At 70.9% G+C, this 26,651-nt stretch carries 30 protein-coding genes; 15 read left to right on the top strand and 15 right to left on the bottom strand.

Going from position 1 to position 26,651, the window contains the following annotated elements; all coding sequences use genetic code 11:
• From E1J50_RS02120 to E1J50_RS02110, 3 genes are all read left to right on the top strand, one after another.
• On the top strand, positions 1-449 hold a 449-nt coding region (locus E1J50_RS02120), incomplete at its 5' end, for a hypothetical protein (protein WP_207919130.1).
• A gap of 212 nt (positions 450-661) precedes the next feature.
• On the top strand, positions 662-1,405 hold the full coding sequence (locus E1J50_RS02115) for a Crp/Fnr family transcriptional regulator (protein ID WP_132249922.1): 744 nt from the start codon (positions 662-664) through the stop codon (positions 1,403-1,405).
• Complete coding sequence (locus E1J50_RS02110) at positions 1,402-1,650, top strand: hypothetical protein (protein ID WP_132249920.1); 249 nt, start codon at positions 1,402-1,404, stop codon at positions 1,648-1,650. The genes E1J50_RS02115 and E1J50_RS02110 overlap by 4 nt, the downstream gene beginning before the upstream one ends.
• 12 nt (positions 1,651-1,662) lie before the next feature.
• On the opposite strand, the gene E1J50_RS02105 is transcribed toward E1J50_RS02110, so the two are convergent.
• A complete protein-coding gene (locus E1J50_RS02105; protein WP_132249918.1) occupies positions 1,663-4,005 on the bottom strand; it encodes an Orn/Lys/Arg family decarboxylase in 2,343 nt (780 codons plus the stop codon).
• Positions 4,006-4,082: 77 nt separating this feature from the next.
• Positions 4,083-4,259, bottom strand: coding sequence for a hypothetical protein (locus E1J50_RS02100; RefSeq protein WP_245516390.1), 177 nt, complete (start codon positions 4,257-4,259; stop codon positions 4,083-4,085).
• 155 nt (positions 4,260-4,414) lie between these two features.
• Between E1J50_RS02100 and E1J50_RS02095 the strand changes: the two genes are divergently transcribed.
• On the top strand, positions 4,415-4,621 hold the full coding sequence (locus tag E1J50_RS02095) for a hypothetical protein (RefSeq protein WP_132249914.1): 207 nt from the start codon (positions 4,415-4,417) through the stop codon (positions 4,619-4,621).
• A gap of 79 nt (positions 4,622-4,700) precedes the next feature.
• Here the strand turns inward: E1J50_RS02095 and E1J50_RS02090 are convergent, their stop codons facing one another.
• The 4 genes from E1J50_RS02090 to E1J50_RS02075 all read right to left on the bottom strand — a co-directional run bounded on the left by E1J50_RS02090 (position 4,701) and on the right by E1J50_RS02075 (position 7,078).
• The gene (locus E1J50_RS02090) at positions 4,701-5,522 is read right to left on the bottom strand and encodes a metallophosphoesterase family protein (RefSeq protein ID WP_132249912.1); all 822 of its coding nucleotides are present in this window, start codon (positions 5,520-5,522) and stop codon (positions 4,701-4,703) included.
• Between the two features lie 146 nt (positions 5,523-5,668).
• On the bottom strand, positions 5,669-6,151 hold the full coding sequence (locus E1J50_RS02085) for a DUF3016 domain-containing protein (RefSeq protein ID WP_132249910.1): 483 nt from the start codon (positions 6,149-6,151) through the stop codon (positions 5,669-5,671).
• Positions 6,148-6,363: a hypothetical protein gene (locus E1J50_RS02080; protein ID WP_132249908.1), complete on the bottom strand. Its 216-nt coding sequence runs from the start codon at positions 6,361-6,363 to the stop codon at positions 6,148-6,150. The genes E1J50_RS02085 and E1J50_RS02080 overlap by 4 nt, the downstream gene beginning before the upstream one ends.
• A gap of 91 nt (positions 6,364-6,454) precedes the next feature.
• On the bottom strand, positions 6,455-7,078 hold the full coding sequence (locus E1J50_RS02075) for a ComEA family DNA-binding protein (RefSeq protein WP_132249906.1): 624 nt from the start codon (positions 7,076-7,078) through the stop codon (positions 6,455-6,457).
• Positions 7,079-7,225: 147 nt separating this feature from the next.
• Between E1J50_RS02075 and E1J50_RS02070 the strand changes: the two genes are divergently transcribed.
• Entirely contained in the window at positions 7,226-9,076 is a 1,851-nt protein-coding gene (locus E1J50_RS02070; RefSeq protein WP_132249904.1) for an ABC transporter ATP-binding protein, read from the top strand.
• 92 nt (positions 9,077-9,168) lie between these two features.
• Complete coding sequence (locus E1J50_RS02065) at positions 9,169-10,041, top strand: cell envelope integrity EipB family protein (RefSeq protein ID WP_132249902.1); 873 nt, start codon at positions 9,169-9,171, stop codon at positions 10,039-10,041.
• Between the two features lie 34 nt (positions 10,042-10,075).
• On the opposite strand, the gene E1J50_RS02060 is transcribed toward E1J50_RS02065, so the two are convergent.
• Both E1J50_RS02060 and E1J50_RS02055 read right to left on the bottom strand, forming a co-directional pair.
• Positions 10,076-11,413 (bottom strand): DNA polymerase IV, encoded by a 1,338-nt coding sequence (locus tag E1J50_RS02060; protein WP_132249900.1) that lies wholly within the window; start codon positions 11,411-11,413, stop codon positions 10,076-10,078.
• Positions 11,413-11,706, bottom strand: a complete 294-nt coding sequence (locus tag E1J50_RS02055; protein WP_132249898.1) for a DUF3572 domain-containing protein — start codon at positions 11,704-11,706, stop codon at positions 11,413-11,415. Before E1J50_RS02055 ends, E1J50_RS02060 begins: the two co-directional genes overlap by 1 nt.
• Positions 11,707-11,789: 83 nt before the next feature.
• On the opposite strand from E1J50_RS02055, the gene E1J50_RS02050 reads away from it, so the two are divergent.
• Together E1J50_RS02050 and E1J50_RS02045 are read left to right on the top strand one after the other, a co-directional pair.
• Positions 11,790-12,164 (top strand): response regulator, encoded by a 375-nt coding sequence (locus tag E1J50_RS02050; RefSeq protein ID WP_132249896.1) that lies wholly within the window; start codon positions 11,790-11,792, stop codon positions 12,162-12,164.
• Positions 12,165-12,234: 70 nt separating this feature from the next.
• Positions 12,235-13,608 carry a PleD family two-component system response regulator gene (locus tag E1J50_RS02045; protein ID WP_132249894.1) on the top strand — a complete coding sequence of 458 codons (1,374 nt, stop codon included), beginning with the start codon at positions 12,235-12,237 and terminating at the stop codon, positions 13,606-13,608.
• A gap of 36 nt (positions 13,609-13,644) precedes the next feature.
• Here E1J50_RS02045 and E1J50_RS02040 read toward each other — a convergent pair whose 3' ends face one another.
• A complete protein-coding gene (locus E1J50_RS02040) occupies positions 13,645-14,940 on the bottom strand; it encodes an ammonium transporter (protein WP_132249892.1) in 1,296 nt (431 codons plus the stop codon).
• A 387-nt stretch (positions 14,941-15,327) separates the two neighbouring features.
• Here E1J50_RS02040 and E1J50_RS02035 point away from each other — a divergent pair, with 387 nt between their 5' ends.
• Positions 15,328-17,175 carry a glycoside hydrolase family 15 protein gene (locus tag E1J50_RS02035; protein WP_132249890.1) on the top strand — a complete coding sequence of 616 codons (1,848 nt, stop codon included), beginning with the start codon at positions 15,328-15,330 and terminating at the stop codon, positions 17,173-17,175.
• A gap of 8 nt (positions 17,176-17,183) precedes the next feature.
• Here E1J50_RS02035 and E1J50_RS02030 read toward each other — a convergent pair whose 3' ends face one another.
• The 3 genes from E1J50_RS02030 to E1J50_RS02020 form a co-directional block, all read right to left on the bottom strand.
• On the bottom strand, positions 17,184-18,182 hold the full coding sequence (locus tag E1J50_RS02030) for an HD-GYP domain-containing protein (protein WP_132249888.1): 999 nt from the start codon (positions 18,180-18,182) through the stop codon (positions 17,184-17,186).
• Positions 18,183-18,465: 283 nt separating this feature from the next.
• On the bottom strand, positions 18,466-19,068 hold the full coding sequence (locus E1J50_RS02025) for a hypothetical protein (RefSeq protein WP_132249886.1): 603 nt from the start codon (positions 19,066-19,068) through the stop codon (positions 18,466-18,468).
• Between the two features lie 114 nt (positions 19,069-19,182).
• On the bottom strand, positions 19,183-20,046 hold the full coding sequence (locus tag E1J50_RS02020; RefSeq protein ID WP_132249884.1) for a universal stress protein: 864 nt from the start codon (positions 20,044-20,046) through the stop codon (positions 19,183-19,185).
• Positions 20,047-20,418: 372 nt separating this feature from the next.
• On the opposite strand from E1J50_RS02020, the gene E1J50_RS02015 reads away from it, so the two are divergent.
• Positions 20,419-21,120 (top strand): DUF4142 domain-containing protein, encoded by a 702-nt coding sequence (locus E1J50_RS02015; RefSeq protein WP_132249882.1) that lies wholly within the window; start codon positions 20,419-20,421, stop codon positions 21,118-21,120.
• Between the two features lie 95 nt (positions 21,121-21,215).
• On the opposite strand, the gene E1J50_RS02010 is transcribed toward E1J50_RS02015, so the two are convergent.
• The 3 genes from E1J50_RS02010 to E1J50_RS02000 form a co-directional block, all read right to left on the bottom strand.
• Positions 21,216-21,881 (bottom strand): carbonic anhydrase, encoded by a 666-nt coding sequence (locus E1J50_RS02010; RefSeq protein WP_132249932.1) that lies wholly within the window; start codon positions 21,879-21,881, stop codon positions 21,216-21,218.
• 75 nt (positions 21,882-21,956) lie between these two features.
• On the bottom strand, positions 21,957-22,481 hold the full coding sequence (locus tag E1J50_RS02005) for an NUDIX hydrolase (RefSeq protein ID WP_132249880.1): 525 nt from the start codon (positions 22,479-22,481) through the stop codon (positions 21,957-21,959).
• Positions 22,478-23,260, bottom strand: a complete 783-nt coding sequence (locus tag E1J50_RS02000) for a DUF429 domain-containing protein (protein ID WP_132249878.1) — start codon at positions 23,258-23,260, stop codon at positions 22,478-22,480. The genes E1J50_RS02005 and E1J50_RS02000 overlap by 4 nt, the downstream gene beginning before the upstream one ends.
• A gap of 99 nt (positions 23,261-23,359) precedes the next feature.
• On the opposite strand from E1J50_RS02000, the gene E1J50_RS01995 reads away from it, so the two are divergent.
• From E1J50_RS01995 to nudC, 5 genes are all read left to right on the top strand, one after another.
• Entirely contained in the window at positions 23,360-24,247 is an 888-nt protein-coding gene (locus E1J50_RS01995; RefSeq protein WP_132249876.1) for an HpcH/HpaI aldolase/citrate lyase family protein, read from the top strand.
• Positions 24,244-24,732: a dUTP diphosphatase gene (gene dut, locus E1J50_RS01990; protein ID WP_132249874.1), complete on the top strand. Its 489-nt coding sequence runs from the start codon at positions 24,244-24,246 to the stop codon at positions 24,730-24,732. Before E1J50_RS01995 ends, dut begins: the two co-directional genes overlap by 4 nt.
• 46 nt (positions 24,733-24,778) lie before the next feature.
• A complete protein-coding gene (locus E1J50_RS01985) occupies positions 24,779-25,243 on the top strand; it encodes an RrF2 family transcriptional regulator (RefSeq protein ID WP_132249872.1) in 465 nt (154 codons plus the stop codon).
• 67 nt (positions 25,244-25,310) lie between these two features.
• On the top strand, positions 25,311-25,727 hold the full coding sequence (locus tag E1J50_RS01980; protein WP_132249870.1) for an HIT domain-containing protein: 417 nt from the start codon (positions 25,311-25,313) through the stop codon (positions 25,725-25,727).
• 5 nt (positions 25,728-25,732) lie between these two features.
• Positions 25,733-26,647 carry an NAD(+) diphosphatase gene (nudC, locus tag E1J50_RS01975; protein WP_132249868.1) on the top strand — a complete coding sequence of 305 codons (915 nt, stop codon included), beginning with the start codon at positions 25,733-25,735 and terminating at the stop codon, positions 26,645-26,647.
• The last annotated feature ends 4 nt before the right edge of the window (positions 26,648-26,651 follow it).

The raw sequence follows: 26,651 nt of genomic DNA, 5'->3' as shown, positions 1-26,651 counted from the left end.
CGGAAGGTCCGCAGGGCGCGCGGGGCGAGGTGGGGCCGGCCGGCCCCGCAGGCGCCACCGGTCCGGCGGGTCCCGCCGGGCCCGCGGGTCCGCCCGGTCCCCAGGGCGAGGCAGGCCCCGCCGGACCGCCCGGACCGGCAGGGCCCCCCGGCACCGACGGCCGTGCCGGCGCCACCGTCGCGGCCTTGCGGGTGCAGACGACGAACTGCGCCGACGGCGGACGCTGCGTCGCCAGCTGCGGCGGGGACGAGTTCGCGGTGAACGGCACCTGCAGTGCGGGCGATCGGCCCGGCATGGACGAGAGCAGCATCTACTGCCTCTCGATGGGCACGATGCCCGGCCCGATCACGGCCCGCGCCATCTGCGCCAAGAAGCAGATCCTCAGCGAGGCCGAGGCGCAGCCGACGCCCTTCGCGCAGACGGCGCGGGATAAGACCCGCCGGCCCTGACCGCTCCCTTAACCGGAGCCCATCGTCGGGTCGATCGAGGCTGGGCTTTTCCTGTCGGACGGGTTCCGGGGCGCCCGACACCTTGCAGTAACACAGCGCAAGGACGGACCGTCGGCTTGCAACTAGGTGATGATGGATCGCCACGCGGGGCGTTATGCCGCCGCGTCCTGGCGGTGCGCTCCCATCACCTCGCAAGCCGGCGGGCAGGATTCATGGCCTCAGCTTCCAACGCCGAGTTGGCTCCGCTCATCCGCAAGCTGGAGAGCATCGCCACGCTCTCGGACGAGGCGCGGCAGGCCGTCCATGCGCTGCCGATGGCCGTCCGCGTGGTGGAGCCGCGCCAGGACCTCGCCCGCGACAAGGACAAGCCCGCCCATTGCTGCGTCCTCCTGACGGGCTGGGCCTATCGCTACAAGCTCCTCGACGAGGGGCGGCGGCAGATCCTGTCCTTCCATGTTCCGGGCGACATCCCGGATCTGCAGAGCCTGCACCTGCACGTGATGGATCACAGTCTCGCCACCGTGACCCAGTGCCGGGTCGGCCTCATCCCGCACGAGGGCCTGCGCGCGCTGTGCCTCCGCTTTCCGGACGCGGCTTTCGCGCTCTGGCGCGACACGCTGATCGATGCCGCCATCTTCCGCGAGTGGATGATCGGGATCGGCCGCCGCAACGCCCACAGCCGGATCGCGCACATCTTCTGCGAAATGTACGTCAAGCTCCAGGCCGTGGGCCTCGCCGAGAACCATCGCTGCGCGTGGCCAGTCACGCAGACCGATCTCGGGGACGCGCTCGGCCTGTCGAACGTCCACGTGAACCGCGTGCTGCAGGATCTGCGCGCCCAGGGCCTGATCGGCCCGCAGGACAGGGACCTCGTCATTCTGGATTGGGACGCGCTCAGCGCCCTGGGCGAGTTCGACGAGACCTACCTCCACCTGGAGCGAAGGGCCGCTGCGTGAGCCTGCACCTCGAACCGATCCGCGTCGCGACGGGCAGCGGAGACGAGGAGGGCCGGCTCGTCCTGATGCAGGATCGTCTCGTCGCGGTGCTGGTGCGCCTCTCGGAGCAGCACGGTCCGGATGCGGGCCGATGGTTCCTGGAAGCGGGTCTCGGGCCGCTGGCAGGCCCGGACCAGCCGAGCTTCGCCGGCCTGGACGAGGCGCAAGACTGGATCCTGCGCCGCCTCGACGGGCTCCACCCCTGACCCGCCGCGGCGTCACTCCCGCATCACGTAGGTGTGGAAGCGGATGCGCCCGTCCGGGTCGACCTCACGGTAGACGCCCTGGATCTCGGCCTCGAAGCCCGGGAACAGGTTCGCCGCGCGCTCGAACATCTTGAAATAGTCGAGCATGGGCTTGGCCCGCGCGTCGAGCCGCTCGCCGGGCAGCACGGTGCCGATGCCGGGCGGGTAGACGAGCAGCAATGTCGTGGCGATCCGCCCCTCGGCCTCGCCGATCGGCACGTAGTCGACCTGGTTGCGGGTCAGCATCTGGGCGGCGGCCTTCGGGGGCAGCACCATCTCGGGTAGGTGCTCGGGCGCGAATTGCTTGCGCTGGAGGGCCGAGGTGCCCGCATCCCGGTGGAAGGCGTGGAACTCCGCGCAGAGGTCGCGCAGGCGCACGCCGCGGTAGCGCTGCGGCCGGCGGCGCACGAATTCGGGCATGGCCTCCTCGAGCGCCACGTTGTCGTCGTGCAGGCGCTTGAAGGCGACGAGCCCCGAGATCAGCGTGCCCGCCTTCGAGGATTCGACGCCGGGCGTCAGCAGGAAGAGGAGCGAGTTGAGGTCGTTCTTCTCCGGCACGATCCGGTTCTCGCGCAGGTATTGCGCGACGATCGGGGCCGGCACGCCGTGCTCGGCATAGGCGCCGGTCCGGCGGTCGAAGCCGGGGGTCAGCACCGTGAGCTTGTTCGGGTCCGTCATCGCGTAGCCGGGGCTCACGTGGCCGAAGCCGTGCCAGGCGGCGCCGGGGGCGAGTTCCCAGTGGCGCGGGTCGGCCGCTAGCTCGTCCGTCGAGAGGCTCTCCCAGGCGACCTCGCCCCCGTCCTGCCCCCGCACCACGTCCGGCACGAAGGGGTCGAAGAACCAGCGCTCGCGCGGGTCGCCGTCCCGCTTCTCCTCGAATTCGCGGCGGATGGCGCGCACCTTCTTGCGCCACTCGATGCCGAGGCGGATCGTGTCGTCCCAGAGCACCACACCCGAGCGGCCCTTCATCATCTGGGCGCCGACGTCGAGGGAGGCGAAGAGAGGGTAGAAGGGCGAGGTCGAGGCGTGGACGAGGAAGCTCTCGTTCATCCGCCGGTGCTCGACGCGGCGGGTCTGGCCGCGGATGTGGCTGTCCCGGGTGTGGATCTGCGAGGCTTGGCTGAAGCTCGCCAGCTGCTTGTGGGTCGATTGCGTGGCGATGATGCCGGGGGAATCCGGCCCGAGACCCTTGAGCCCCATCGCGAAGCGGCCCGCGAAGAGCGGGTGGAACTTCATGAAGCCCGCCCAGGCCTCGTCGAACAGGATGTAGTCGCAGAGGTGGCCGATCCGCTCCAGGATCGCCTGCGCATCGTAGATCGTGCCGTCATAGGTGCATTGCTCGATCACGGCGACGCGGAAGGGTCGCTCGCGCCGCCACGCCTCGCGGTCGGTGACAAGCGGGTTCGTGCGGATCTTCTCCCGGATCGCCCGCTCGTCGAGGGCTTCCGCGTAGATCGGGCCGATCAGCCCGTAGGCGTTGCGGTCGGTCTCGAGGAAGATCGGGATGCCGCCGCCGAGGAAGAGCGCACCGTGATGCGCCGCCTTGTGGTTGTTGCGGTCGAACAGGACGAGGTCGCCCTCGGCGACGAGGGCCGAGAGCACGATCTTGTTCGAGGCGGAGGTGCCGTTGAGGACGAAGTAGGTCTTCTCCGCCCCGAAGATCTGCGCCGCCTCCTTCTGCGCCTTGAGGGCCGGCCCCTCGTGGGTCAGGAGGTCGCCGAGGTCGAGGACGGAATTGTCGAGATCGTCCCGGAAGATCGCCTCGCCGAGATGCTCGACGAAGATCCGCCCGATCGGCGAGCGGTTGTAGAAGATGCCGCCGTTGTGGCCGGGGCAGGTCCAGAGCTGGTTGCCCTTCTCGGCATAGTCGACGAGCGCGCCGAAGAAGGGCGTCTTCAGGGTCTCCGCATATTGCTTCACCCGGGAGACGAGGCCGCGGGCGATGAATTCGGGGGTCTCTTCCGCGAGGAAGATGTAGCCGTCGATGAAGTCGAGGAGCTCGACGGGGATGTCCTCGAGCCGCTTGCGGCGGACCATGATGACGATCGGCATCTCCAGGCCGCGCTTGCGCATCATGTTGATGAGCGCGGCGGCCTTGCCGTCGAGGCCGCGCTTGCCCCAGTCGACCACCATGCAGCCGATGGCGGCATCCGTCTGCACGGCGATGGCCGCGTCCTCGACCCGGCGGGCGCGCACCACCTCGAAGCCGCGGCCCTCCACCGCCGCCACGATCTGCTGCACGCGCACGCCCTCGAGATCGTCCGGATCGAAGGCCGGCGCGCACATGAGCACGGTGAAGCGGCGGTGGAAGTCCATGCGGAGGCGGGTCCCTCAAACGAGGCGCGCAGCCTCAGTGGCGTCCATGACGGGCGGATGACGCCGCGGGCCGGGGCTCAGACCTTCTCGGCCTCCTGCGCGAGCCGCATCGCCCGCAGCCGCTGCGTCCGCTCCTCGATCGCGCGCTGCTCGGCCTCATGGTCCTGCCACGCGGCGGCGCCCGCGATCTCGCGCTCCCGCTGCTTGGCAGCACGGGTCTCGGCGCGGTCCCGGGAGCCACTGTCGTTCGCCATCACGATTCCTTTCGGTTCGGTTGCGGGAGAGGAGAGATAGGGCGGAAACCCGGAAAGGCTCGGCCGAAGCGTCACGGTTCATGGCCGCGCACCCTGTCGGAACCCTTGTCCGGCGTGACGCCTTCACTCAATCGATGGTTGCAACGGAGACAGTCATGCAGAGGCAGGACGACGGCAGGCCGGCCCCGGATCCGCGCGTGGAGCGCGCGAAGGCGCAGGTCGCGCGGGACGGCGAGGCCGGGCCGCATTCTCCGCCGCCGGCAGGCGGGAGCGGCCGCGAGAGCCGCCCGAGCGGCGGCTACGAGAGTGGCCAGCGCGACGACGCACCGGCCAACCGGAAGGGCGGCTACGGGGCAGGCTGAGCCCGACGACGCGGGGGCCGCGCGGGTCCCCGCTCCCGCATCGGGAGAGGGGGCGCGTCGCACTGCCCGCGCGACGACCCTACCGCGCCGACGCATCCTCCCAGGCGCTGCCGTTCCACAGGCGCACCGTGACGGTCGCGAGGCCGTTCTCGATCGCGATGCGGTTGTAGGCGTTCGGCTCGTTGCCGCGCAGGCGCGTCGAGGTGGCGGAGCCGGCCTGCACGGCGAGAAGCCGGCCGTTCCCGCCCCGCATCCGGGTCCGGTCGACTTCCTCGTGGCCGCCCTCGCTGCCGTCGGCCACAGCGAAGCGGGCGTAGTGCCGGTGCAGGTGGCCGGCGAGCGTCAGCCCGACGCCGCAGCGCCGGAAGGCATCGAGCGCCTTGTCGGCGCGCCCGACGAGTCGGGCCTCCTCGTCCCAGGGCGGCGGCATGAAGGGGTGGTGGCCGACGACGATCTTGAACAGGTGCGCGGGCATGCGCCGCAGCCGCGCCTCGGCGGCGAGGATCTGCCAGCGGCGGATCTTGCCCTGCGACCAGTCGCGCTCGGGCGCCCAGGTCCGCACCGTGTTGAGGCAGACGATGCCGATCTCGTCGTCCTGAAAGACCGGCTCCGTCTCCGGCGCGATGAAGCGCTTGTAGCGCGAGAAGGGCCGGACGAAGCGTTGCACGAGGTGGTAGGGCGAGATGTCGTGGTTGCCGGGCACCGCGACCCAGGGCTCGGGCAGCCGGGCGAGGAAGGCCTGTGCCTCGGCGTATTCCCGGCGGCGCCCCGCCATCGTGAAGTCGCCGGAGATGATGGTGAGGTCGGGCCGGTCCGCGTTCAGCTCGGCGACGAGACCCTCGACCACGGCCGGGTCGGTGCGGCCGAAATGAAGGTCCGAGATCTGGCTGATGCGTCTCATGGATGCTCCCGCTCGCCGGCCTCCGCGCGATCCGGCGGGACCATAACGAGGGAGCGCGCCGGAGGATGCGAGCGCGAGGCGCCCCCGCCTCGAGGCGCCTCGCCGCCATTCGTCCCGCGCAGGGTCGCCCGGGCGTCGAGGGCGGCTCACCCGGTCGGGAAGCGGCGCCGGAACCAGTCCCGCAGCAAGTCCCGCTCGTAAGCGAGCGGGCCGCCGGAGAAACGGGCATTGCCGGTCAGCAGGAAGTTGATGTCGGTGAGGGTCTCCTCGCCCTGCGCCAGGGGGCGGCCGCCGCGCCGCAGGGTGTAGGCGAGGCGGATGCGGGGCGGCGAGGAATCGCGCACCACCCGCAGGGCCTGCGCGGTGCCGAAGCCCGGCTGCTCGATGCCGGCGAGGTCGATGTCGAGGATCGCGAGGTCGAGGGTCTCGCCCGGCCGGAGATGGCGCCGCCCGAGATCCTGCAGGATGCGGGTCATCTCCGCGAGGGTGAGCCGCAGCGGCAGGCCGGAGCCGATCCGGTTCTCCGCGTCGGTGAAGCGCTCGGGCGCCACGTAGCGGACGCTCACCTGCGCGGCGGCCGGCCCGGTCAGTCCCGCAAGAAGGGCGAGGACGAGGGCGGCACGCCTCACTGCTTGCTGCGGTTGATCACGGCGAGCAGCGCGTGGGCGACGGGCTCGGTGACGTTGCGGCGGTACTTGCGATGGACGAGCTGCCCGTTGTGGTAGACGTCGTGCTCCACGTAGAGCCGCTCACCGTCCCAGCGGACGATGTTGTCCGTCTCTGTCGTCTCCTGCACGCCGAGATCGTCGCGCAGGATCGTGCTGCCGGTCGGGGTGAACATGCGGGTGTCCTCGGCCTGTCGACGGGTGTGATCACGCCCGCCGCACCATAGGCATCCGCGACATCCCGCGCCAGAGCGCAGGCGGGCAGAACTACTGGACCGTCACCTGATCCTTGATCCGGTCGTAGGTCGCACGGCTCAGCACCCGCTTCGAGAGGAGCTGGTCGACCGAGGCGTAGGGCCGCTTCTGGATGATGGCCCGGCCGATCGCGCCGCCGCCGCGCAGGTGGTTCAGCTCCGCCAGCGAGCCGGTGTTGAGGTCGACGAGGTTCACGGCGCGCGGGGCAGCCTCCTCCGGAGCCGGGTCGGTGGCCTGCGGCTCTTCCACGGGGGCCGGGACCGGGAGTGCGGGGGGCGCCTCGGGCGCGAGGGGGCTTCCTGGAGCGGGTGGGCTCGCCGGTGCGGGCAATTGCGGCGCCGGGTCGAGGCCGGCCATCGGGCGGGGTGCGGGCGCCGGTGCCGGGGGCGCCTCGGGCTGCGCCGCCGGAGGGGCAGCTTGGGAGGGCGCGGCCTGTTGGGGCGCCGCTTGGCTCGGCGCAGGCGCGGGACGCGTCTCGACGCGCCGCGCCGGCTTCGCGGGTGCGGTGACGGAGGCCTGCGGCGCCTCGGCCGGCTCCGTCCCGCGATAGGGCCAGACGTGCTGCACGAAGGCCGCGAGGGCGCCGGCGACGATGAGAAGCAACGAGACCCGCAGGACTGCCGATCCGCTGAGCATCGCTCCTCCTTGGGCCGTGCGGAATTCTCTTTTTATTAACATAGACCTATTCCCAGCCTGGGCAAATTGCGCAGGGCGTTGGCTCGTCCGCTGTCCGTGGACCCGGGATCGACGGGCGGCAGGGGCGGCCCCATATGGTCGGCGCCGATGGACCTCCCCCTCCGCTCCTGGCTCGACCGGCGCCTCGGCGCCCTGCGCTACCTCCCGGCCCTGTTCCGCCAGGTGCGCGCCACGAGCCCGCGCCTGTTCGCCCTCGGCCTCGGCGTGCGCCTCGTCCGTGCCTGCCTGCCCGTCTGCCTCCTCTACGTCGCCAAGCTCATCCTCGACGCGATCGTGGCCGAGCACGCCCGGCCCCGGCCGGTCCCGCTCGCCCTCGATGCGTGGCTCGCCGACCCGCACCTCGCGCGGCTCGCCGGGCTCGTCGCGCTGGAACTCGCCCTCGCGGTCGCGTCCGACCTGCTCGGCCGCACGGCCACGCTGCTCGACGGGCTGATCGCAGACCTTTACGGCAACGCTGCGACCGTCCGCCTGATGCGCCACGCGGCCGAACTCGACCTCGCGCAATTCGAGGACAGCGCGCAGCAGGACCAACTGGAGCGCGCCCGGCGGCAGGTGACGGGCCGGGCGAGCCTGATCGGGCAGGTGCTCGGCCAGGGGCAGGATCTCATCACCCTGGCCGCCTTCGCCGCGGGGCTCGCGGCCTTCACGCCCTGGCTGATCCTGCTCCTGGCCGCCGCCCTCGTGCCCGCCTTCCTCAACGAGATGCACTTCAACCGGCAGGGCTACCGGCTCGCCTGGACGCGCACGCCCGAGCGGCGGCAGCTCGACTACCTGCGCTACCTCGGGGCGAGCGTCGAGACCGCCAAGGAGGTGAAGCTGTTCGGCCTGAGCGGCTACCTCGTGGAGCGCCTCGAAGCGGTCTCGCGTCGCCTGATCGCCGACAATCGCGCCCTTCTGGTCCGCCGGACGCTCTGGGGCGGCGCCTTCGCGGCCATGAGCGCGATCATCTATTACGGGGTCTATTTCGTGATCGTTTGGCGCACCGTCGCGGGCACGTTCTCGATCGGCGACCTCGCCTTCCTGGCGGGCTCCTTCCAGCGCCTGCGCGGCCTGATCGAGGGCCTGCTCCTCGGCTTCTCGCAGATCGCCGCGCAGGCCCAGTACCTCGAGGACCTGTTCTCCTTCTTCGAGATCCGCCCGGCGATCCGCTCGCCCGAGCACCCTCGGCCGGTGCCCGTGCCCATCAGCCAGGGCCTCGTCTTCGAGGAGGTGGGCTTCCGCTATCCGGGCAGCCCGACCTGGGCGGTGCGCCACCTCAGCTTCCGCCTCGGCGCCGGCGAGGTGATCGCCCTCGTCGGCGAGAACGGTGCCGGAAAGACCACGATCGTCAAGCTGATGACCCGCCTGTACGATCCGAGCGAGGGCCGCATCCTGCTCGACGGACAGCCGCTCTCGGCCTACGCCCTCGACGACCTGCGCGCCCGGATCGGCGTCATCTTCCAGGATTTCGTCCGCTTCGATTTCACCGCCGGGGAGAACGTGGCGGTCGGGCGGGTCGTCGACCGAGCTGACGAGGCCCGGATCCGTCGCGCCGCCGGGCGGAGCCTCGCCGATACCGTCATCGCCCGGCTGCCGCTCGGCTACGCGCAGCCCCTCGGCAAGCGCATTGCGGAGGGCGTCGACCTGTCCGGCGGCGAGTGGCAGAAGATCGCGATCGCCCGGGCCTACATGCGGGAGGCCGAGATCCTGATCCTCGACGAGCCGACGGCCGCCCTCGACGCCCGGGCCGAGTTCGCCGTGTTCGAGCGTTTCCGGGAACTGACGCAGGGGCGAACCGCGGTGCTGATCTCGCACCGTTTCTCGACCGTGCGGATGGCCGACCGCATCCTCGTGCTCGAGGCGGGGCAGGTCCTCGAATCCGGCACCCACGCCGCGCTCCTGAGGCTCGGGGGCCGGTACGCCGAATTGTTCGAGCTGCAGGCGGCCGGCTACCGCTGAGGGGCGCGGCCGGCCCGAAGTTTGCCCCGATCGGGGAACAACCTATCTGAGACGCGCACCCGATTCCGGCCCGCGCCAGTTCAGGAGTTCGCATGACGCCGCGCCTCGCCTCCGCCTGCCTCGTCCTTCTCTCGACCGGCACTACCTGGGCCGCCCCGGCCGCGCCCGCCGCTCAGGAGCCGCCGGCCAAGGCCGCGCCCGTCACGCTCGCGAGCCACCGCGCCGTCTACGACCTCACGCTCGCCTCCAGCGGCGGCACCCGCGCCGTCGAGAGCGCCCGCGGCCGCATCGTGATCGACTTCAAGGGCGACGCCTGTCGCGGCTACACGATGCAGACAAGGCAGGTGACGATGCTGGAGAGCGGCGAATCCGGCAGCCGGACCTCGGACCTGCGCAACACCACCTTCGAGAGCGGCGACGGCCACGATTTCCGCTTCAAGACGACGACCGTCCTGAACGGAGCCCCCGGAGCCTCCGTCGACGGCACGGCCGACGTGAAGGACGGGCTCAAGGTGCGGCTGAAGGAGCCCAAGCGCGACCAATTCCAGGATCGCGACACGGTGCTGTTCCCGAGCCTGCACATGCGCCGGCTGATCGAGGCGGCGCGCGCCGGCCAGACCACGCTGTCCACCAAGGTGTTCGACGGCTCGGACGACGGCCGCAAGGTCTACGACACGCTGGCCGTGATCGGGCGGCAGGTGACCGCGCCGACGAACGCATCGGGCACCGAGCGCGACAAGCCTCTGCGGGAGGGCCCGATCTCCGCGGTGGCCCACTGGCCCGTGACGTTGAGCTACTTCACGCAAGGGGAGGGCGAGCGCAGGCCGATCTACACGCTCACCTTCGATCTCTACGAGAACGGCGTCAGCGGCGCGCTCAAGCTCGATTACGGCGATTTCGCCATCAACGGCGACCTGACCCGCCTCGACATCGACAAGGTGCAGCCCGCCCCCTGCACCCCCTGATCGCGGCCCGGCGGGAGCCGGTGCGGGATCAGCCCTAGCCGGCGCGGTCGCCGTGCCCGCCCGGGGGCTCCCCGGTGCGACCAGCGGAGGCGGACGCGACCCGCTCGGGTCGCGGCGCTGCGGTGAAGGCGAGGCCGCGCTGAATGGCAGCCGCCCCGAATTTCTCGCGCACCCGGTCGAGAGCCGCCTCGCGGCGTGCGGTCTCGCGGACCGTCGCGTCGACGAGATCCCCCCGGTCGGCGTGGGCCGCGTTGCAGAGGTCGCCCGCGCCGATGCCGATGAGGCGGAAGGGCGTACCGTCGCAGGATTCCCGCAGCATCGCCTCGCCCGCAGCGAAGAGCCGCGCGGCGAGCTGGGTCGGCGCGAGGCCGCCCCGGGTTCGGGTGCGCAGGGCGAAGCTCCGGTCCTTCAGCTTCAGGGTCACGCTCGCTCCGGCGAGGCCCGAGCGCTTCAGGCGCCCCGACACCTTCTCGCAGAGACGCCACAGGATCGGGCGCAGCTCCGCGAAGGCGGCGATGTCGGCCGAGAAGGTCGTCTCCGCCGAGACGCTCTTCGCCTCCCGCTGACTGCGCACGGGCCGCGCATCCTCGCCGCAGGCAAGCGCCAGGAGGCGCTCCGCGTCCCGGCCGATCGCGCCGTAGAGGCGGCGCGGATCTGTTCGAGCGAGGTCCCCGACGCGCGTGACGCCGAGATCGGCGAGGCGCGCGGCGGCCGAGCGGCCGATGCCGGGCAGGATCGTCACCGGCTTCTCGGCGAGGAACGCCTTCGCCTCGGTCCGGCCCAGGACCGAGAAGCCCCGCGGCTTGTCGAGGTCGGAGGCGATCTTGGCGAGGAACTTGGCGTCGGACAGGCCGATCGAGACCGTGATCCCGATCTCGCGCTCGACGCGTGCGGCGAACCGGGCGAGCGTCACGGCGGGGCTCGCCCCGTGCAGGCGCTCGGTGCCCGCGAGGTCGAGGAAGGCCTCGTCGATCGAGACCGGCTCCACGGCGGGCGTCAGCGCCAGCATCATCGCCCGCACCTCGCGGCCGACCCGGGCGTATTTCTCCATGTTCGGCCGCAGCACCACCGCGTCGGGACAGGCCTTCAGGGCCTGGAACATGGGCATGGCCGAGCGCACCCCGGAGATGCGCGCGATGTAGCAGGCCGTCGACACCACGCCGCGCCGGCCGCCGCCGATGATGAGCGGCCGGTCGCGCAGGCTCGGGTCGTCCCGCTTTTCCACAGCGGCGTAGAAGGCGTCGCAATCGACGTGAGCGATGGTGAGCCGGTCCCGCTCCGGGTGCACCAGGAGCCGCGGCGAGCCGCAGGATCCGCAGCGGCGGGTTCCCGCCTCCTGCGTAGCCAGGCAGTCGCGGCAGATCGGCCGCATCAGAACGCGTCGGGGGCCTGCGGCGACAGGCGCTGCCAGGCGGCCGCGATCGTCTCGGGCTTCCGGTCGAGGTCGCGCGCGCAGGCGAGAAGGAGAGCCTCGTCGCCCATCACATGATCGAGAACGCCCGCGAGGAATCCCGGGTCGCGGGCGCTTGCCCGGAGGTTGTCCGCGCTCAGTCCGCTCGCGTTCAGGAAGGGATAGAGGCGCTCCTCGTCACCGGCGAGCCAGCCGAGAACCGCAACGGCCACCGCCTCGGCGGAATCATCCTCTTGAACGGATTTGCGTTTCATCAACATGTGTCACTTACAAAGCCATGAGACGGACGAAGAGTCCGTAAACTAATGAGCCGCCAGCGCACCGGGAACAATGGGCCATGACGAAGACGGTGCTCATCGTTGAGGACAACGAGCTCAACATGAAGCTCTTCAACGATCTCCTGGAGGCGCATGGCTACGCGACGCTCAAGACCGCCAACGGGATCGAGGCGATCGAGCTCGCGCGCAAGCACCATCCCGACCTGATCCTGATGGACATCCAGCTCCCCGAGGTCTCGGGCCTGGAGGTGACCAAGTGGCTCAAGGAGGACGACGACCTCAAGGATATCCCCGTCATCGCCATCACGGCCTTCGCCATGAAAGGAGACGAGGAGCGCATTCGCGAGGGCGGATGCGAGGCTTATCTGTCGAAGCCCATCTCCGTCGCGAAGTTTTTGGCAACGGTTCGGACGTATCTTGGTGAGGGCCGCTGAGTCTCGGCGGAACATCTGTACTCGCTAAGCGTGTCAGAAATCCAGTTGCACAACTTCAGCGAGAGGGTCGATGTCGGCTCGGGTCCTGATCGTCGATGACCTGTTCCCGAACGTGAAGCTTCTCGAAACGAAGCTCGCGCTGGAATATTTCGACGTGCTGGCCGCGATGAACGGTCCGGACGCGATCGCGATCTGCGAGCAGGGGCTGTGCGACATCGTCCTCCTCGACGTGATGATGCCGGGAATGGACGGCTTCGAGGTCTGCCGGCACCTGAAGAACAATCCGGTCACCGCCCACCTGCCGGTCGTCATGGTCACGGCTCTCGACCAGCCCTCCGACCGTCTGCGCGGCCTCGATGCGGGGGCCGACGATTTCCTGACGAAGCCGATCGACGACACCGCCCTGTTCACCCGTGTCCGCAGCCTCGTGCGCCTGAAGGCCGTGACGGACGAGTTGCGCAGCCGCGCCATGGCCTCGCGCGATTTCGGCATGGGCGATCCGCTCGCGCTCGCGACTGCCGAGACCGGACTGAACGCGAATGTCCTCCTCGTGGAGGATCGTCCGGGCGCGGCCGAACGCATGGCCTCGGCGATCGGCCAGCACCACGCCGTGATGGTCGAGGCGGACCCGCACCGCGCCCTGCTGCTGGCCACCGAGGGCGCCTACGATGCGATCCTCGTCAGCCTCGATCTCGACGGCTCGGACGGGCTGCGCCTGTGCAGCCAGTTGCGCTCCCTCGACCGCACCCGCAACGTGCCGCTGATCATGCTGGCCGAGCCGCACGAGCGGGCGCGCATCGTGCGCGGGCTCGATTTCGGCGTGCACGATTACCTGCTGCGGCCGATCGACCGGAACGAGCTGCTCGCGCGGGTGCGCACGCAGGTCCGCCGCAAGCGCTTCTCCGAGGTCCTGCGGGGCGCGGTCCACGCCTCGATGGAGCTCGCGATCACCGATGGGCTGACGGGCCTGCACAATCGCCGGTACCTCGACAGCCATCTGGGCGCCCTGTTCGGCGACGCGGCGTTCCGCCAGCGGCCGATGGCGGCCCTGATCCTCGACATCGACCGCTTCAAGGCGATCAACGACACCTACGGCCACGAAGCGGGCGACGAGGTCCTGCGCACCTTCGCGGAGCGCCTGCGGACGCACACGCGCAACATCGATATCGTCGCCCGCTACGGCGGCGAGGAAGTGGTGATCGTGCTGCCGGATGCGGGTCTCGCCGAGGCGCAGGCCATTGCGGAGCGCATCCGGGAGCGGGTGGAGGCGCTGCCTTTCGCGATCCAGCGCGCCACCCGCAGCGTCTCCGTGACGGTCTCGATCGGCGTCGCCGTGCGCGAGCCCGCGGACGCGACGCCGGGCGACATGCTGAAGCGGGCCGATCTCGCCCTCTACCGCGCCAAGGCGGCCGGGCGGAACCGCGTCGAGGCGCAGGCGGCCTGAGGCCGCCAGCGCCCCGTCCTCGGCGGGATGGCGGCCTCAGGTATATTCGTAGGCCCGCTCGCCGTGGCTCGCGATGTCGAGCCCTTCGTATTCCGCCTCCGCGTCGACTCGCAGCGGCGTCACCGCGCCGAGCAGCCGGGTCAGTCCGAAGGTGACGACGAGGGACCACAGGGCCGTCACCCCGATCGCCAGAGCCTGCACCCCGAGCTGGCGCAGGACCGTGCCGCCCTCGCCGAGGCCGGCCCCGCCCAGTTCCGGCAGGGCGAAGACCGCGAGCAGCAGCGAGCCCAGCATGCCGCCGACCCCGTGCACGGCGAAGACGTCGAGGGAATCGTCGATGGCGAGCCGCTGCTTCACGAACAGCGTCGCGTAGAAGCAGACGAGGCCACCCGCGGTCCCGATGACCATCGCCGCACCGGGCGAGACGAAGCCCGCCGCCGGCGTGATCGTGGCGAGGCCCGCGATGCAGCCGGTGACGATGCCGATCGAGGTCGGCTTGCGGATCTTCACCCACTCCGCCGCCGTCCAGGCCAGAGCCCCGGCTGCCGCCGAGAGGTGCGTGGCCAGGATCGCGTTCGCCGCGCTGCCGTCCGCGGAGAGGGCGCTGCCGCCGTTGAAGCCGAACCAGCCGACCCAGAGCATGCCCGCTCCCGTCATGGTCATGCCGGGGCTGTGCGGCGGCAGCAGCGTCGCGGGGAAGCCCCGGCGTTTGCCCACCATCACCGCGAGCAGAAGTGCCGAGACGCCCGCCGTCGTGTGGACGACGATGCCGCCGGCGAAATCCAGGGTGCCGAGGCCCGCGAGCCAGCCGCCGCCCCAGATCCAGTGGGCGACGGGCACGTAGACGAGCATCAGCCAGAGCGCCGAGAACAGCGCCACGAACGGAAAGGCGACCCGCTCGGGGAAAGCGCCGATGATGAGCGCGGGCGTGATCACCGCGAAGGTCATCTGGTAGAGCGCGAACACGCTCTCCGGCAGGAGGGTAGGCGCCCGCACCGCGTCGAGATGGGCGAGGAAGGCCTTGTTGAGGGTGCCGATCAGCGGTCCCCCGCCGTCGAAGGCGAGGCTGTAGCCGCAGATCGCCCACAGCAGCGAGGCGATGCAGCAGATCGCGAAGCACTGCATCAGCACGGAGAGGACGTTCCGTGCTTGGACGAGGCCTCCGTAGAACAGGGCGAGGCCGGGCAGGGTCATGAACAGGACGAGGGCGGAGGCGGTGAGGATCCAGGCGACCTGACCGCTGTCGATCGAGCCTGCGGCGGCGAAGCTCGGGCTCGTGAATAAAAGGGGCAGCGCGAGGCCGGGAAGCCCGCGTCGGACGAGGAAGTGCATGAAGGGCCTCTCGGTCGGCAACCCTGCCGCTCGATGCGGCGTGGTGCCTTTCTGGTGTGCAATCAGTGCCGGTTGGACAGGCAGGATTCGTTGGTGTTCAGGCGATGTAGCGATCGGAGGGAGGGCCGGGTGTCACAGAGCCGTCTGACCGAGTCTGTGAGCGCGACGGCATCTGCACAGGAAGCAATCATCTTGCCGAATCCTGTGGCAGTATTGCATCGCAGGATGCCAATCTGCCCGGATCGCCGGCATCTACCTGCCCGGCCATGAGTTCTCGCCAGCACCTTCGCGGGCCGGGGAAGGCGTGTGTGGCAGATTGTCGATCCGCATCGAACCCTGGTCCGGCGGCGCTACCTCGTGCTCGTTCTTCTTGCGAGCACCAGCCCCTTGCCGAAGCCCATCAGCGACTACGCCATCGTCGGCGACACCCACGCGAACGCTCTGATCGCGCGCGACGGCTCCGTCGACTGGCTATGCTGGCCACGCCACGACTCACCGGCCTTGTTCCTGCGCCTGCTCGACGACGTGAAGGGGGGTGCCTGCACCCTGGACCTCGACGGCCGCTCCGAAATCGGGCGCCGCTACCTGCCGGGCACCAACGTCCTGGAGACGAGCTTCGCGACAGTGACCGGTAGCGCCCGCCTGACCGATCTGATGCCGGTGAACCCGCCTGCGGCCGAGCCCGACGAGGGTCCCGACGGCGAGGGACAGAGTCGGCTGATCCGCCTCCTGACCTGTGACGAGGGCAGGGTCAGTGGCCGCTTCACCGTGCGCCCGACCTTCGACTACGCTCGCCGCTCCTGCACGCCGCGGCCGGAGGCCGGCACCGTCCTGTTCGAGGCCGGTGACCAGCGCCTGCGGGCGAGCGCGTCGCACCCGCTCGCCGTGCGCGGCGAGGCGGCGGATTGCACCTTCGCGCTCTCGGCGGGCGAGACGCTCTACCTCATCCTCACGCACGGCGAGGACGGGCAGGCAGCCGCGATCGAGGATCTCGAGGGCGCGCGCGGCTGCCTCGACCGGACGGTCGATTACTGGACCCGGTGGAGCGACCGCTGCACCTACCGCGGCCCCTATCGGGAGGCGGTGCTGCGCTCGGCGCTGTGCCTCAAGCTCCTCACCTACGCGCCGAGCGGGGCCATCGTCGCCGCCGCGACCGCAGGCCTGCCGGAAGCGGTGCCGGGCAACCGCAATTACGATTACCGCTTCACCTGGATGCGGGACGCGAGCTTCACCGTCACCGCCTTCGTGATGCTCGGCTACGTGCGCGAGGCCGCCGAGTTCCTGCGCTTCCTGCGCGAGGCCGACGGGAGCTTCGGGCGCCACACCCGCCTCCTCTACGGCATCGCCGGCAAGCCGCCGCCGGAGGAGCCGTTGCACCATCTCTCGGGCTGGCGGAACGTCGGTCCGGTGCTGATCGGCAACGCCGCGATCCTTCAGCAACAGCACGACATCTACGGCGAGCTGATGCGTGCCCTGTGCGGATTCCTGGAGGCCGTGAACTACGATCCGCCCGAGAAGGTGAACGACCGCCTGCCCGAGGTGCTCGACAACCTCACGGCCCGGGCGCTCGCCTGTCGCGACGAACCGGACCACGGCATCTGGGAGTTGCGGACGGAGCAGCGCCACCAGACACACACCAAGGCGATGATCTGGGTGGCGCTCGACAACGCGGCACGGATCGGGCGCAACATCGAGGGCGTCCCGGCGGAGAAGATCGCCGCCTGGGAGGCGGCTGCCGCGGAGATCCGGGCGGATTACCTCGACCGTGCCTGGAACGAGGAGAAGCAGGCCTTCGTCGGTACCTACGAGACGGGCGACCTCGACGCAGCCGTGATGCGGGTCGTCCTGTTCGGAGCGATCGACGCCGACGATCCGCGCATGCTCTCGACGCTCGCCGCGATCGAGCGCGAACTCGGAGAGGGGGACCTGATCTACCGCTACCGGATGCCCGATGGGTTGGAGGGGCGCGAGGCGACCTTCACGCCCTGCGCCTTCTGGCGCGTCAGCTGCCTCGCGCTCGCGGGCCGCACCGACAGGGCGAAGGCGATCTTCGAGCGCCTGATCGCGCGCGGCAACGATGTCGGGCTGTTCGCGGAGGAGATTGACGCGGCGAGCGGCGAGCAGCGCGGGAACACGCCTCAGGGCTTCACGCACATGGCGCTGATCAACGCCGCGATCCGCCTCGAGACCTGCATCGCGCGCTTCGGCCTGCGCGAGACGCCTGACGGCGTGTAGCCTCGCCGTCAGGCCAGCCCTGCGCCCGCCGGGCGGTCGCGCATCAGCCCGACGATGTCGTCCCAGCGGGACAGGAAGGCGTCGACGCAGGCCGGATCGAAATGGCTGCCCCGATGCTCCACGAGGTAGGCCCGCGCCTTCTCCAACGGCCAGGCCGCCTTGTAGACCCGCTCGGAGATGAGCGCATCGAACACGTCCGCTACGGCGATGATGCGTCCGCAAAGCGGGATATCGGCGCTGCACAGCCCTCTCGGATAGCCGGTGCCGTCCCAGCGCTCGTGGTGGGTCAGGGCGATCTCCGAAGCGAGCTGGAGAAGTCGCGAGGGGGAATCGTGCAGCATGCGGTATCCGCGCTCGGCATGCCGCTTCATCTCCTCCCGCTCCCCGTCGGTCAGCGGTCCTGCCTTGAGCAGGATGCTGTCGGGAATGCCGATCTTGCCGATGTCGTGCATCGTGGAGGCGAGGGCGATGTCGTTCGCGGCCGCCTCCGACAGACCGAGGCCTTCCGCGATGGCGATGGCGCAGCCTGCGACGCGCGTCAGGTGATCGCCCGCCTGATCGTCGCGGAACTCGGCCGCGAGCATCAACCGCTGGATGATCTCCCTCTCGCGAGACTCGGATTCGGCGCGGATTCCCGCGACGTGCCGGTCCATCAGGCTGGCCGTCTTGTCCGCCGCGAGGCGCGCGCGGGTGAGATCGATCAGCGTCCGGGCCCGGATCTGGAGATCGAGGGGATCGACGGGCCGCACCAAGACGTCGGTCGCGCCGGCCTCGACGGCGACGCGGCGAAGCGCGCGCGCCTCGCCCGAGGCGACGAGCAGGACCGGGATGTGCCCATGGGCCGGATGGGCGCGGATCGCGCGCAGAAGTGCGGCCCCGTCGAGGCCGTCACCATCCACGATCAGGAGATCGGCCGCGCGGGCCGGCAGGTCGGGCCATTGCGCGGCCGGGAGGACCGGCGTGTCGCAGCCGAGGGGGCGCAGGGCCAGCACGAGCTGCAGCGGCATCCCCGAGGCCAGAATCGGGACGAAGGGCGGTCCCGCCTCTGGGACGCCGCGACCGGCCGCCTCCGCGCTGCCTGGCGCATGCCGGAATCTGTGAAACTCAGCGCCCATGCCGTCATCCGCTCGATCGGCAGGATGATGCCAGTCTGCACGTTAAGCGAGCTTGAAGACGGGATCGTCTCAACCAGTACGGGCAACACCGTCAGCAGGCAAAAACTGCCATCGATACCGTGCCCCGCACGCAGCCTTGATCGGGAGCCCGTCAGAGCTGAGGCTGCGAAACGCGCTACAGGTTCGGTGTCGCGCCGCGACGGCCGACCGCGATGATCTCGGCGACAGGCTTGCCAGCCTCGTCCGGCGCCACGAACGCCGTCACCGCCGCGCCGCCGGTGAGGAGAGCCTTCTCGCCCCGCGTGATCTGCGTGGCCGTCGCGTCGGGGGGGAGCGCCAGGGTCGTCGTGCCGCCCTCGTAGCTCAGCACGACCCGGCGCGGATCCGCGTCCGAGAGATCCGCGATCCAGCCGCCGGTCAGCACCGCGCTCGCCACCGTGTCCCAGGGGCGGCTGCCGGCGAACCAGCCGCGCAGGTCCGGCGCGTAGATGGTCACGGTCTCGGCCCTGCGTGCGGAGCCGCATTCAGGGGTCGAGATCGCGCTCAGGTAGCTCTCCGGCTTGATGTCGCGGATGTTGGCCGGCGTCGCGGTGAGGAGGCGCGTCGTATCGTTCATGCGGAGGGTCAGGGACTCCCCCGAGTGCAGCCGCAGGGTGAGGAGGTCGCCGTCCCGCTTCTCGACGGTGCCGCGATAGCGCGTGCCGACATTCTCGGTCGCATCGGCCAGAGCGGCGGCGGTGAGGCCGAGGAGGAATACGGCGGAGAGAATCGTGCGCATCGGGTTCGGGCCAAGCTTGCGGCGCGGCCAGGTTAGCTTGGCCAGGGTCACCGGCAACGGGGGCGGCGGGCCTCGGTTCCGCACCGTACGTTCACGGATTCGCGCACAGACCGCTCAATGGGCCAGTAGCACCGGCAGGTCGGCATGGGCGAGGACGTGACTCGTCGGGCCGCCGAAGATCATCTGCCTCAAGCGGCTCTGCGTGTAGGCGCCTTTGATGAGGAGGTCCGCGCCGAACTCCTTCGCTTCGGTGAGGACGGTTTCGCCCGGCGTCCGGCGCCCGGCCGGCAGAGCGCGATGGCTGGCGGCGATGCCTTCGCAGGCCAGCGACTGTGCGAGGTCTTCCGCGCTCGGCCCCGGCACGGTGCCGCCCTCGACGCTGAGGACGAGGATGCGTTTGGCTTGGAGAAGGAACGGCATCGCGAAGGCGACCGCTCGGGCCGTCTCGGTCGACCCGTTCCACGCGATCAGCACGGCCTCGCCGAGGCTTGCGGGTGCCAAAGGCGGGGCCAGCAGGATCGGCCGCCCGCCCTCGAACAAGGCGGTCTCGAAGGTCGCCATGCGGGGCGAGGAATCCTCCGATCCCGGGCGTCCGACGACGGTGGCAGAGAACAGCCGGGCATACTGGCCGAGGAAGGCGTCGCCTGCCGGCACGTCCTGCCGCCAGCGGTAGCGCGGGCCGCAGCCTGCGACGTTCTCGGGGACGCAGAGGCCATCGCGCGGGTGGCGCGGGATCGCGGCCGCCTCCATCGCCGCGATGAAGTGCTCACCCGCCTCTTCGGCCTCGGCGCGGTCGGCCTCCTCGTCGCGCAGCCACGTCATGCCGCCGACCATGTCGACGGGCACGTACTCTGCCAGCGCGGGGCGCAGGGACACCCCCTCGATCAGGCTGCCGAAACGGCGCGCGACAAGCGTCGCGGTGGCGAACACGGAGGGTAGGGTGTCGTGCAGGGCGACGGGTACGAGAAGCGTCTTCATCACCGTGAACTCCATACCGGCGCGGGCGGCGGGGCGCAGCCGCCCGGGAGTTCGGCCGCATCGTGCGCTCGCGCGCCGATGCTAGAGCGCTTCCTCCCGTCGTGGAACTCGTGGACCAAGGGCACGCACACGGATTTTCACAAGGGTGAGGGCGCTCCATGAGCAAGTGCTCAGGCAATCGCCAAGCTCAGCACCGAGGCGGGATGACAACGGCCAAGTCTTGCCCACGATTCTGTGAAAATCGACCCACCGTGTCCAGGAACAAAGCTGAGAAGTCCTCGTTGACGGCGTGAAGTGCAGGCGACAGCCTCGATTGGTCACCGACCATCGTGGCTGAACGCTCACGTCGAATATCTGAGATCGAGGTCGCTTATGTTGAAGAAGTACGTTGCCATGTCCGCCCTGATGACAGCTCTCGCCACTCCGGCGATGGCCCAGGGTGTCGGCGACTTCCGCCTCCAGGCCATGCAGGCCAATGCCTTCGAGATCCAGTCGAGCCAGATCGCGCTGTCCAAGTCGCGCAACCCGGCTGTCCGCACCTTCGCGCAGCACGCGATCAGCGATCACCGCGCCGCCAACGTTGCGCTGGCGGGCGGCGAGCGGAACTACGTCGCGGGCGGCGGCCCGGTCGGCGGTCTGATCGAGGCGCCCCTGGCGGTGGCCGGCGGTGCGGTCGGTGCGGCCACGGGCGCTGCAGCCGGCGCGGTCGGCGGCACCCTTGCGGGTGGTCCGGTCGGCGGTGTCGAGGGCATCGGCGCCGGTGCGGCACGCGGCGCGGCGGTCGGCAGCCGCGTGGCGACGGGCGACGTCGACGCCACGGCCGGCACCACGATCGTGCCGCCGAACCCGGAGCAGCAGGCGATGCTCGCCGAACTCTCCTCGACCCCGCCCGGCCCGCGCTTCGACCGCCTCTACGGCCGTCAGCAGGTGATGGCTCACCAGCAGACGATCGCCGTGACTCAGGCTTACGCAGCCTCAGGTCCGAACCCGGCGCTCCGCAACTATGCCCAGCAGGCCCTGCCGGTGCTCGAGCAACACTACGCGATGGCGCAGCGCCTTCCCGGCGCCCGCTGATCCGCGAATGATCGATAGGCCGGTGGCGGGTCTCCGCTGCTCAATCGGGGAGAACGGCGGGCGAGAGCCCGCCGTTCTCGTATGTGGCGCCTGCCTCAGGTGCAGTTGATCAGGGCTGACGGGCGCAGGCTCTGGCCGTCCCGGTCGGTGATCGGCGCGAAATCGCCCGTGCCCGGGTCGCGCACGAGGAGCTCGCCGGTCGCAACGCCGAAATGTGCACCGTGCAACTGCAAGGTCCCGGCCTCGACGCGCTCGCGCACGAAGGGGAAGGTCATGAGGTTCTCGATGCTCTGGCTCACCATCGCGTGCTCCATGCGGGTGAGGTAGTCGGGCGCGGATGAATCGCCCGCCTTCTTCTCGGCCGGCTCGACCAGGGAGACCCACTTGCCGATGAAGTTGCCGGGCGAGAGGGGCTTGGCCTTGTTGGCGAATGCCTTGATGCCGCCGCAGGTGGCGTGGCCGAGCACGACGATGTGCTTCACCTCCAGCGCCTGCACGGCGAACTCGATCGCCGCCGAGGTGCCGTGATACTCGCCGCCCGTCTCGCAGGGCGGCACGATGTTGGCGACGTTGCGGATCACGAACAGCTCGCCCGGACCCACATCGAAGATCACCTCCGGCGACACGCGGCTGTCGCAGCAGCCGATGACCAGCACGTCGGGCTCCTGCGTCTTGGCGAGCTGGGCATAGCGCCGGCTCTCGTTCGGGAAGCGGTTCTCGAGGAAGGAGCGATAGCCCGTGGTCAAGGATTCGGGGAACATCATGCGTCTCTCCGGCCGTTGCGACGTGTCAGAATGGCGGCGATGTAACTGCCATGTCTCGACGGCGTTGCCGACTCAAGCATCCCGCCACGACAACGTGACCGGAACGGCAGGGATATCCCCGGCGAGAATGCGCCGGACGAGGGCCGCCAGTCCCGCCGGCTCGATGCGTTCCTCGGTCGCCTCCAGGTCGGAGAGGCTCCACCAGCGGGTGCCGAGGACCGGATTGTCCTCCGTTTCCGCGAGCCGGACCGTGTCGATGCGGTCCGAGGGCAGGCGCACGAGGAAGTAGCGCTCGCGCGCATCGCGTGGCTTCCGGAACAGGTGGAAGGGCCCGTCGCAGGTGGCGACCAGCGGGCCGATCGGCGCGTCGGCGACGCCGATCTCCTCCTCGAGCTCCCGCCGGCAGGCCTGCTCGTGCGTCTCGCCGGTTTCGAGGCCTCCGCCCGGCATGAACCAGAAGGACCGATCCTCCGGCCTCGTCGGATCGATCAGCCGCACCGACTCGTAGGCGATGAGGAGCAGGCGGTCGGCCGGGTCGAAGACCAGGGCGCGGGCAATATGGCGCAGCGGCGGCGCGTCGTCGGTCGGTTCGCTCATGCCTCCCGCATAGCAGCTTCGCGCGCGGCCTGTCGCGGCGACAAGCCCCGCGGCGCCCAGATCACGACCGGCAGCCCGTAGGCGTCGCGCCCCGGCGGGTCGGGCAGCGGGACAGCGCGGCCCTCGAGGATGTCGCGGGCGACGACGAGGCCCGCCATCGCGTCGAGGTGGTCGTCGGCGCCGACCCCGCGTGGCCGCGGCGAGTGGACCAGGGCCGCAGGCAGGCCCGCCGCCAGCAGGAGCTCGCGCCGCTCTTCGAGCCCCCTTTGCCGCGCCGGCCCCTTCTTGGCGCCGGCGAGAGGCTGCCCTGCGTTGAGACAGCGGAAGGCCACTTCAGGGTGGACCTCGCGCAGGCGGGCGGCGACGCCCGGCCGCGACCGCAGCAGCCCGTCCGCCTCCCGCACGTAGCGGAGGATGTTCCAGCACTGGATCGAGGGTGCGAAGGGCGGCTCGCTCGCGGCGCGCGAGAGCGCCTTCGCCTCCTCGTAGGTCTCCGCATAGACGGCCGCACGCGGCGGCACCGGAAAGACGCTGGACCGTCCGCCGGGACCGAGCAGGGCTCGCGCCGCGCGGTCGGCGACGCGCCCGCCCCCTTCGACCCGGTCCGGAAGGCCGATCGGCACGTCGATGCCGACGATGCGGGGCGCCTCCGCCCCGTCGAGGAGCGCGGCGATGCTCGGAAAGAGCGCGACGCGCCAAGCCCCCGGATCGTCGAGGTCGAGGAGCGCGCCCGCCCAGGCGCCGCGGCAGCCGTCGAGACCCGCGATCCAGCGCGCCATGCTCTCCCCCGCAACCCCGGCCGATCCTTGAATCGGGTTGCGCGGGACGGTATCGGCGAAGCGGCCGGCGGGCTACCCGGCGAGGAGGAGGCGCCCCCCATGACCGAGATCCGCCCCCGTCGCAGCGTCCTGTCCCTGCCGGGGTCGAGCGCGCGCATGCTGGAGAAGGCTGCAGGGCTTCCCGCCGACGTCGTGATGCTCGACCTCGAGGACGCCGTGGCGCCCGAGGCGAAGGATCAGGCGCGCGGTCTCGTGGCCGAGGCCGTCGCCGGCCGCCGCTTCGGGCGGCGCGAGGTGGTGGTACGGGTGAACGCCCTCGAGACGCCCTGGGGCGAGGCGGATCTCGCCGCGGTCGCACCTGCCGCTCCGGACGCGATCGTGGTGCCGAAGGTCAATCGTCCTGACGACCTCGTCGCGGTGGGCTCCCGCCTGCGCCGGCTCGGGGCCCCCGGCCCCCTGCGGGTCTGGGCGATGATCGAGAGTCCGCTCGCCATCCTGGAGATCGGCGCAATCGCCAGCGCCGCCCGCGATGTCGATACGCGGCTCGCGTGCCTCGTTCTCGGGCCCAACGACCTCGCCCAGGCGAGCCGGGTCCGCCTCGGGGTGCCGGGACGGCCGGCGCTGATGCCCTGGCTGATGAGCGCTGTCGCGGCGGCGCGCGCCTACGAGATCGACATCATCGACGGCATCTACAACGCCTTCCGGGACGAGGCCGGTCTCCGCGCCGAGTGCGAGCAGGGCCGGGATTGCGGCTTCGACGGCAAGATGCTGATTCATCCGAGCCAGATCGAGACGGCGAACACCGTGTTCGGGCCGGACGAGGCCGCCATCGGCGAAGCCCGCGCGATCCTCGGCGCGTTCGCCGAGCCGGAGAACCAGGGGCGCGGCGCGATCCCCTTCCAGGGCCGGATGATCGAGCGCCTGCACGCCGACGAGGCGCGCCGCACCCTTGCGATGGCCGAGGCCATCGACGCGCGCCGGGCATGAGCAGCCCGGCTCTGGAGGTCGCGATCCGCCTCCTCGACCCGCGGCTCGCGGGATGGGGTTTCCCGCGCTGGGGCTCGCCCGCGGCCGCAGGCCTCGATCTCCACGCGTGCCTCGAGGCGCCCATGATCCTCGAGCCGCAGGCCGCGCCCGCCCTGATCCCGGCGGGAATCGTCGTCGCGATCCGCGATCCCGATTGGTGCGGGCTGGTGCTGCCCCGCTCCGGATTCGGCCACCGCGAGGGTCTGGTCCTGGGCAACGGCACCGGCGTCATCGACGCGGATTACGAAGGCCCGCTCCTCGTTTCCGCCTGGAACCGCAACCCGGCTCCCGGCCCCGGCATCCGGATCGAGCCGGGCGACCGCATCGCCCAGCTCGTGTTCACCCGGGTGACGCGCCCACGCCTCTTCGTTTCGGAGAGTGGCGGCGAGCCGCCCCAGGGTTCCGCCCGTGGCAGCGGCGGCTTCGGATCGAGCGGACGGCGTTGAGGGCCGAGGGCGCATTCTCCGGCGGAGGAGGGGACACCTGAGCACCATGCGCTCCGATCCGCCCCCCGCGCCGGCCGGCCAAACAGCCGTTCGGCTCCGTCTCGCCACGGCGGCCGTGATCGACATCGCCCTCCACGCGCGGCCGCAGCCCGTCAACGCCCGGGTTCTGGCCGCCCGTCATGGCTTGCCGCCGCGCCACCTCGAGACTGTGCTCCAGGCCCTCGTCCGGCACGGCCTCCTGAAGGGCGTGCGCGGCCCGCGCGGCGGCTACGAACTCGCCAGGGAGCGGCGGCGGATCAGCGTCGGCGACATCGCGCGCGCCGCGGGTTGCGTCGAGGAGGACGAAGCGCCGTCCGCTCCCATGGCTGCCCTCATCGAGCCGACGATCCGGGCGGCGCAAATGGCCTTCCTGTCGGCTCTCGACGCCGTGACGGTCGAAGATCTCTGCCGGCAGGCCGAAGCGCTCGACGCAGGCCGCCGCGAGCGGCCGATCCCGCATTTCGACATTTGATCTCGCGGCTGCGCGGGGTGGCGCTTGGGCTCGCACCTTCGGGCCCGCTGCCCTAGATGCCGGCGCGATGAACGCCGAATTCGATCTCGATCCGCGCCTCGCCGCCGACACCGTCGCGGTCGGGGACCTCGCCCTGTCGACCGTCCTGCTGATGGACGATGCGCGCTTCCCCTGGTTCATCCTCGTGCCGCGCCGTACGGGCGCCAGCGAGATCACCGATCTCGGGGAGGCCGACTCGGCGCTTCTCTGGGACGAGATCCGTCTCGCGACGGGGGTGATGCAGGCGTTGTCGCGGCCCGACAAGGTCAACGTCGCCGCCCTGGGCAACGTGGTGGCGCAGCTCCACGTCCACGTCGTCGGCCGCTTCCGCTCCGATCCGGCCTGGCCCGGCCCGGTCTGGGGCCAGGGTGAGCGCAAGCCCTATCCGCCGCATGCGCGTGCTCAGCTCGTCGAGCGCGCCGGCGCGCTCTTCGCCGCGGCGTGAGCCCCATGCTAGAAGGCTCGCTCGCCCGGCTCGGCTATGCGCAGAGCCGACTCAGCCGCCACTCGGCCGAGGCCGGGGAGGGCGCCGTGCCGCCCCTCGACACGCCGGACGCTGCGTGGGTGCTCTTCGCCGGCGACCGAGTGGTCCTGCGGCGCGAGCCCGCCACGGCCCTGCTGACGCCGGAGATGGTGGCGCGCGCGCCTGCCCTCGCCGCGCCCCTCGTCCTCGGCCGCTTCGACGGGCGGCCGGTCTTCGCTGCGGCGATCGAGCCGGCGGCCGACGAACTTGCGGACGGGGAAAGCCACCGCAGCCTCGACCTGCGCAGCCTTGCCGCCGAGGGCGCCGTGGAGGCGGATGAGCTGGGCCTCCTCGCCACCGCCAAATCCCTGCTCGTCTGGCACGCCCGCAACGGGTTCTGCGCGAATTGCGGCACGCCGAGCCACCCCGCGGCGGGCGGCTTCCGGCGCGATTGCCAAGCTTGCGGCACGCATCATTTCCCGCGCACCGACCCGGTGGTCATCATGCTGGTGCGGCGGGGCGAGACCTGCCTGCTCGGCCGCGCGCCCCGTTTCAAGGAGGGGATGTACTCGTGCCTCGCCGGCTTCCTGGAGCCCGGCGAGACGGTCGAGGACGCGGTGCGGCGGGAAACGCGGGAGGAGGCCGGCATTCGGGTCGGCGGCGTGCGCTACCTCGCTTCCCAGCCCTGGCCCTTCCCGGCCTCACTGATGCTCGGCTGCGTCGCCGAAGGGCTCGACGAGACGATCACGATCGATCCGGCCGAACTGGCCGACGCCCGCTGGTTCCACCGAGCGGAGGTCGCCCGGATGATCGCGGGCACGCATCCGGAGGGCCTGAGCGTGCCCCCGCCGATGGCGATCGCGCACCTCCTGATGCGCGCCTTCGTCGACGGAGCGGCGTGATCGC

Origin of the sequence: Methylobacterium segetis (genome assembly GCF_004348265.1) — a bacterium.
Lineage (GTDB): Bacteria > Pseudomonadota > Alphaproteobacteria > Rhizobiales > Beijerinckiaceae > Methylobacterium > Methylobacterium segetis.
The sequence above is the reverse complement of the archived record's forward strand: the minus strand, read 5'-3'. Positions and strand labels throughout refer to the sequence as shown.

Bases quoted from the DNA above. Each gene is read 5' to 3' on its own strand.
- E1J50_RS02115 (WP_132249922.1), top strand. From the start codon at position 662: ATGGCCTCAGCTTCCAACGCCGAGTTGGCTCCGCTCATCCGCAAGCTG.
- E1J50_RS02105 (WP_132249918.1), bottom strand. From the start codon at position 4,005: ATGGACTTCCACCGCCGCTTCACCGTGCTCATGTGCGCGCCGGCCTTC.
- E1J50_RS02100 (WP_245516390.1), bottom strand. From the start codon at position 4,259: ATGGCGAACGACAGTGGCTCCCGGGACCGCGCCGAGACCCGTGCTGCC.
- E1J50_RS02095 (WP_132249914.1), top strand. From the start codon at position 4,415: ATGCAGAGGCAGGACGACGGCAGGCCGGCCCCGGATCCGCGCGTGGAG.
- E1J50_RS02090 (WP_132249912.1), bottom strand. From the start codon at position 5,522: ATGAGACGCATCAGCCAGATCTCGGACCTTCATTTCGGCCGCACCGAC.
- E1J50_RS02080 (WP_132249908.1), bottom strand. From the start codon at position 6,363: ATGTTCACCCCGACCGGCAGCACGATCCTGCGCGACGATCTCGGCGTG.
- E1J50_RS02075 (WP_132249906.1), bottom strand. From the start codon at position 7,078: ATGCTCAGCGGATCGGCAGTCCTGCGGGTCTCGTTGCTTCTCATCGTC.
- E1J50_RS02070 (WP_132249904.1), top strand. From the start codon at position 7,226: ATGGACCTCCCCCTCCGCTCCTGGCTCGACCGGCGCCTCGGCGCCCTG.
- E1J50_RS02065 (WP_132249902.1), top strand. From the start codon at position 9,169: ATGACGCCGCGCCTCGCCTCCGCCTGCCTCGTCCTTCTCTCGACCGGC.
- E1J50_RS02060 (WP_132249900.1), bottom strand. From the start codon at position 11,413: ATGCGGCCGATCTGCCGCGACTGCCTGGCTACGCAGGAGGCGGGAACC.
- E1J50_RS02055 (WP_132249898.1), bottom strand. From the start codon at position 11,706: ATGAAACGCAAATCCGTTCAAGAGGATGATTCCGCCGAGGCGGTGGCC.
- E1J50_RS02050 (WP_132249896.1), top strand. From the start codon at position 11,790: ATGACGAAGACGGTGCTCATCGTTGAGGACAACGAGCTCAACATGAAG.
- E1J50_RS02045 (WP_132249894.1), top strand. From the start codon at position 12,235: ATGTCGGCTCGGGTCCTGATCGTCGATGACCTGTTCCCGAACGTGAAG.
- E1J50_RS02040 (WP_132249892.1), bottom strand. From the start codon at position 14,940: ATGCACTTCCTCGTCCGACGCGGGCTTCCCGGCCTCGCGCTGCCCCTT.
- E1J50_RS02030 (WP_132249888.1), bottom strand. From the start codon at position 18,182: ATGCCGCTGCAGCTCGTGCTGGCCCTGCGCCCCCTCGGCTGCGACACG.
- E1J50_RS02025 (WP_132249886.1), bottom strand. From the start codon at position 19,068: ATGCGCACGATTCTCTCCGCCGTATTCCTCCTCGGCCTCACCGCCGCC.
- E1J50_RS02020 (WP_132249884.1), bottom strand. From the start codon at position 20,046: ATGAAGACGCTTCTCGTACCCGTCGCCCTGCACGACACCCTACCCTCC.
- E1J50_RS02015 (WP_132249882.1), top strand. From the start codon at position 20,419: ATGTTGAAGAAGTACGTTGCCATGTCCGCCCTGATGACAGCTCTCGCC.
- E1J50_RS02010 (WP_132249932.1), bottom strand. From the start codon at position 21,881: ATGTTCCCCGAATCCTTGACCACGGGCTATCGCTCCTTCCTCGAGAAC.
- E1J50_RS02005 (WP_132249880.1), bottom strand. From the start codon at position 22,481: ATGAGCGAACCGACCGACGACGCGCCGCCGCTGCGCCATATTGCCCGC.
- E1J50_RS02000 (WP_132249878.1), bottom strand. From the start codon at position 23,260: ATGGCGCGCTGGATCGCGGGTCTCGACGGCTGCCGCGGCGCCTGGGCG.
- E1J50_RS01995 (WP_132249876.1), top strand. From the start codon at position 23,360: ATGACCGAGATCCGCCCCCGTCGCAGCGTCCTGTCCCTGCCGGGGTCG.
- dut (WP_132249874.1), top strand. From the start codon at position 24,244: ATGAGCAGCCCGGCTCTGGAGGTCGCGATCCGCCTCCTCGACCCGCGG.
- E1J50_RS01985 (WP_132249872.1), top strand. From the start codon at position 24,779: ATGCGCTCCGATCCGCCCCCCGCGCCGGCCGGCCAAACAGCCGTTCGG.
- E1J50_RS01980 (WP_132249870.1), top strand. From the start codon at position 25,311: ATGAACGCCGAATTCGATCTCGATCCGCGCCTCGCCGCCGACACCGTC.
- nudC (WP_132249868.1), top strand. From the start codon at position 25,733: ATGCTAGAAGGCTCGCTCGCCCGGCTCGGCTATGCGCAGAGCCGACTC.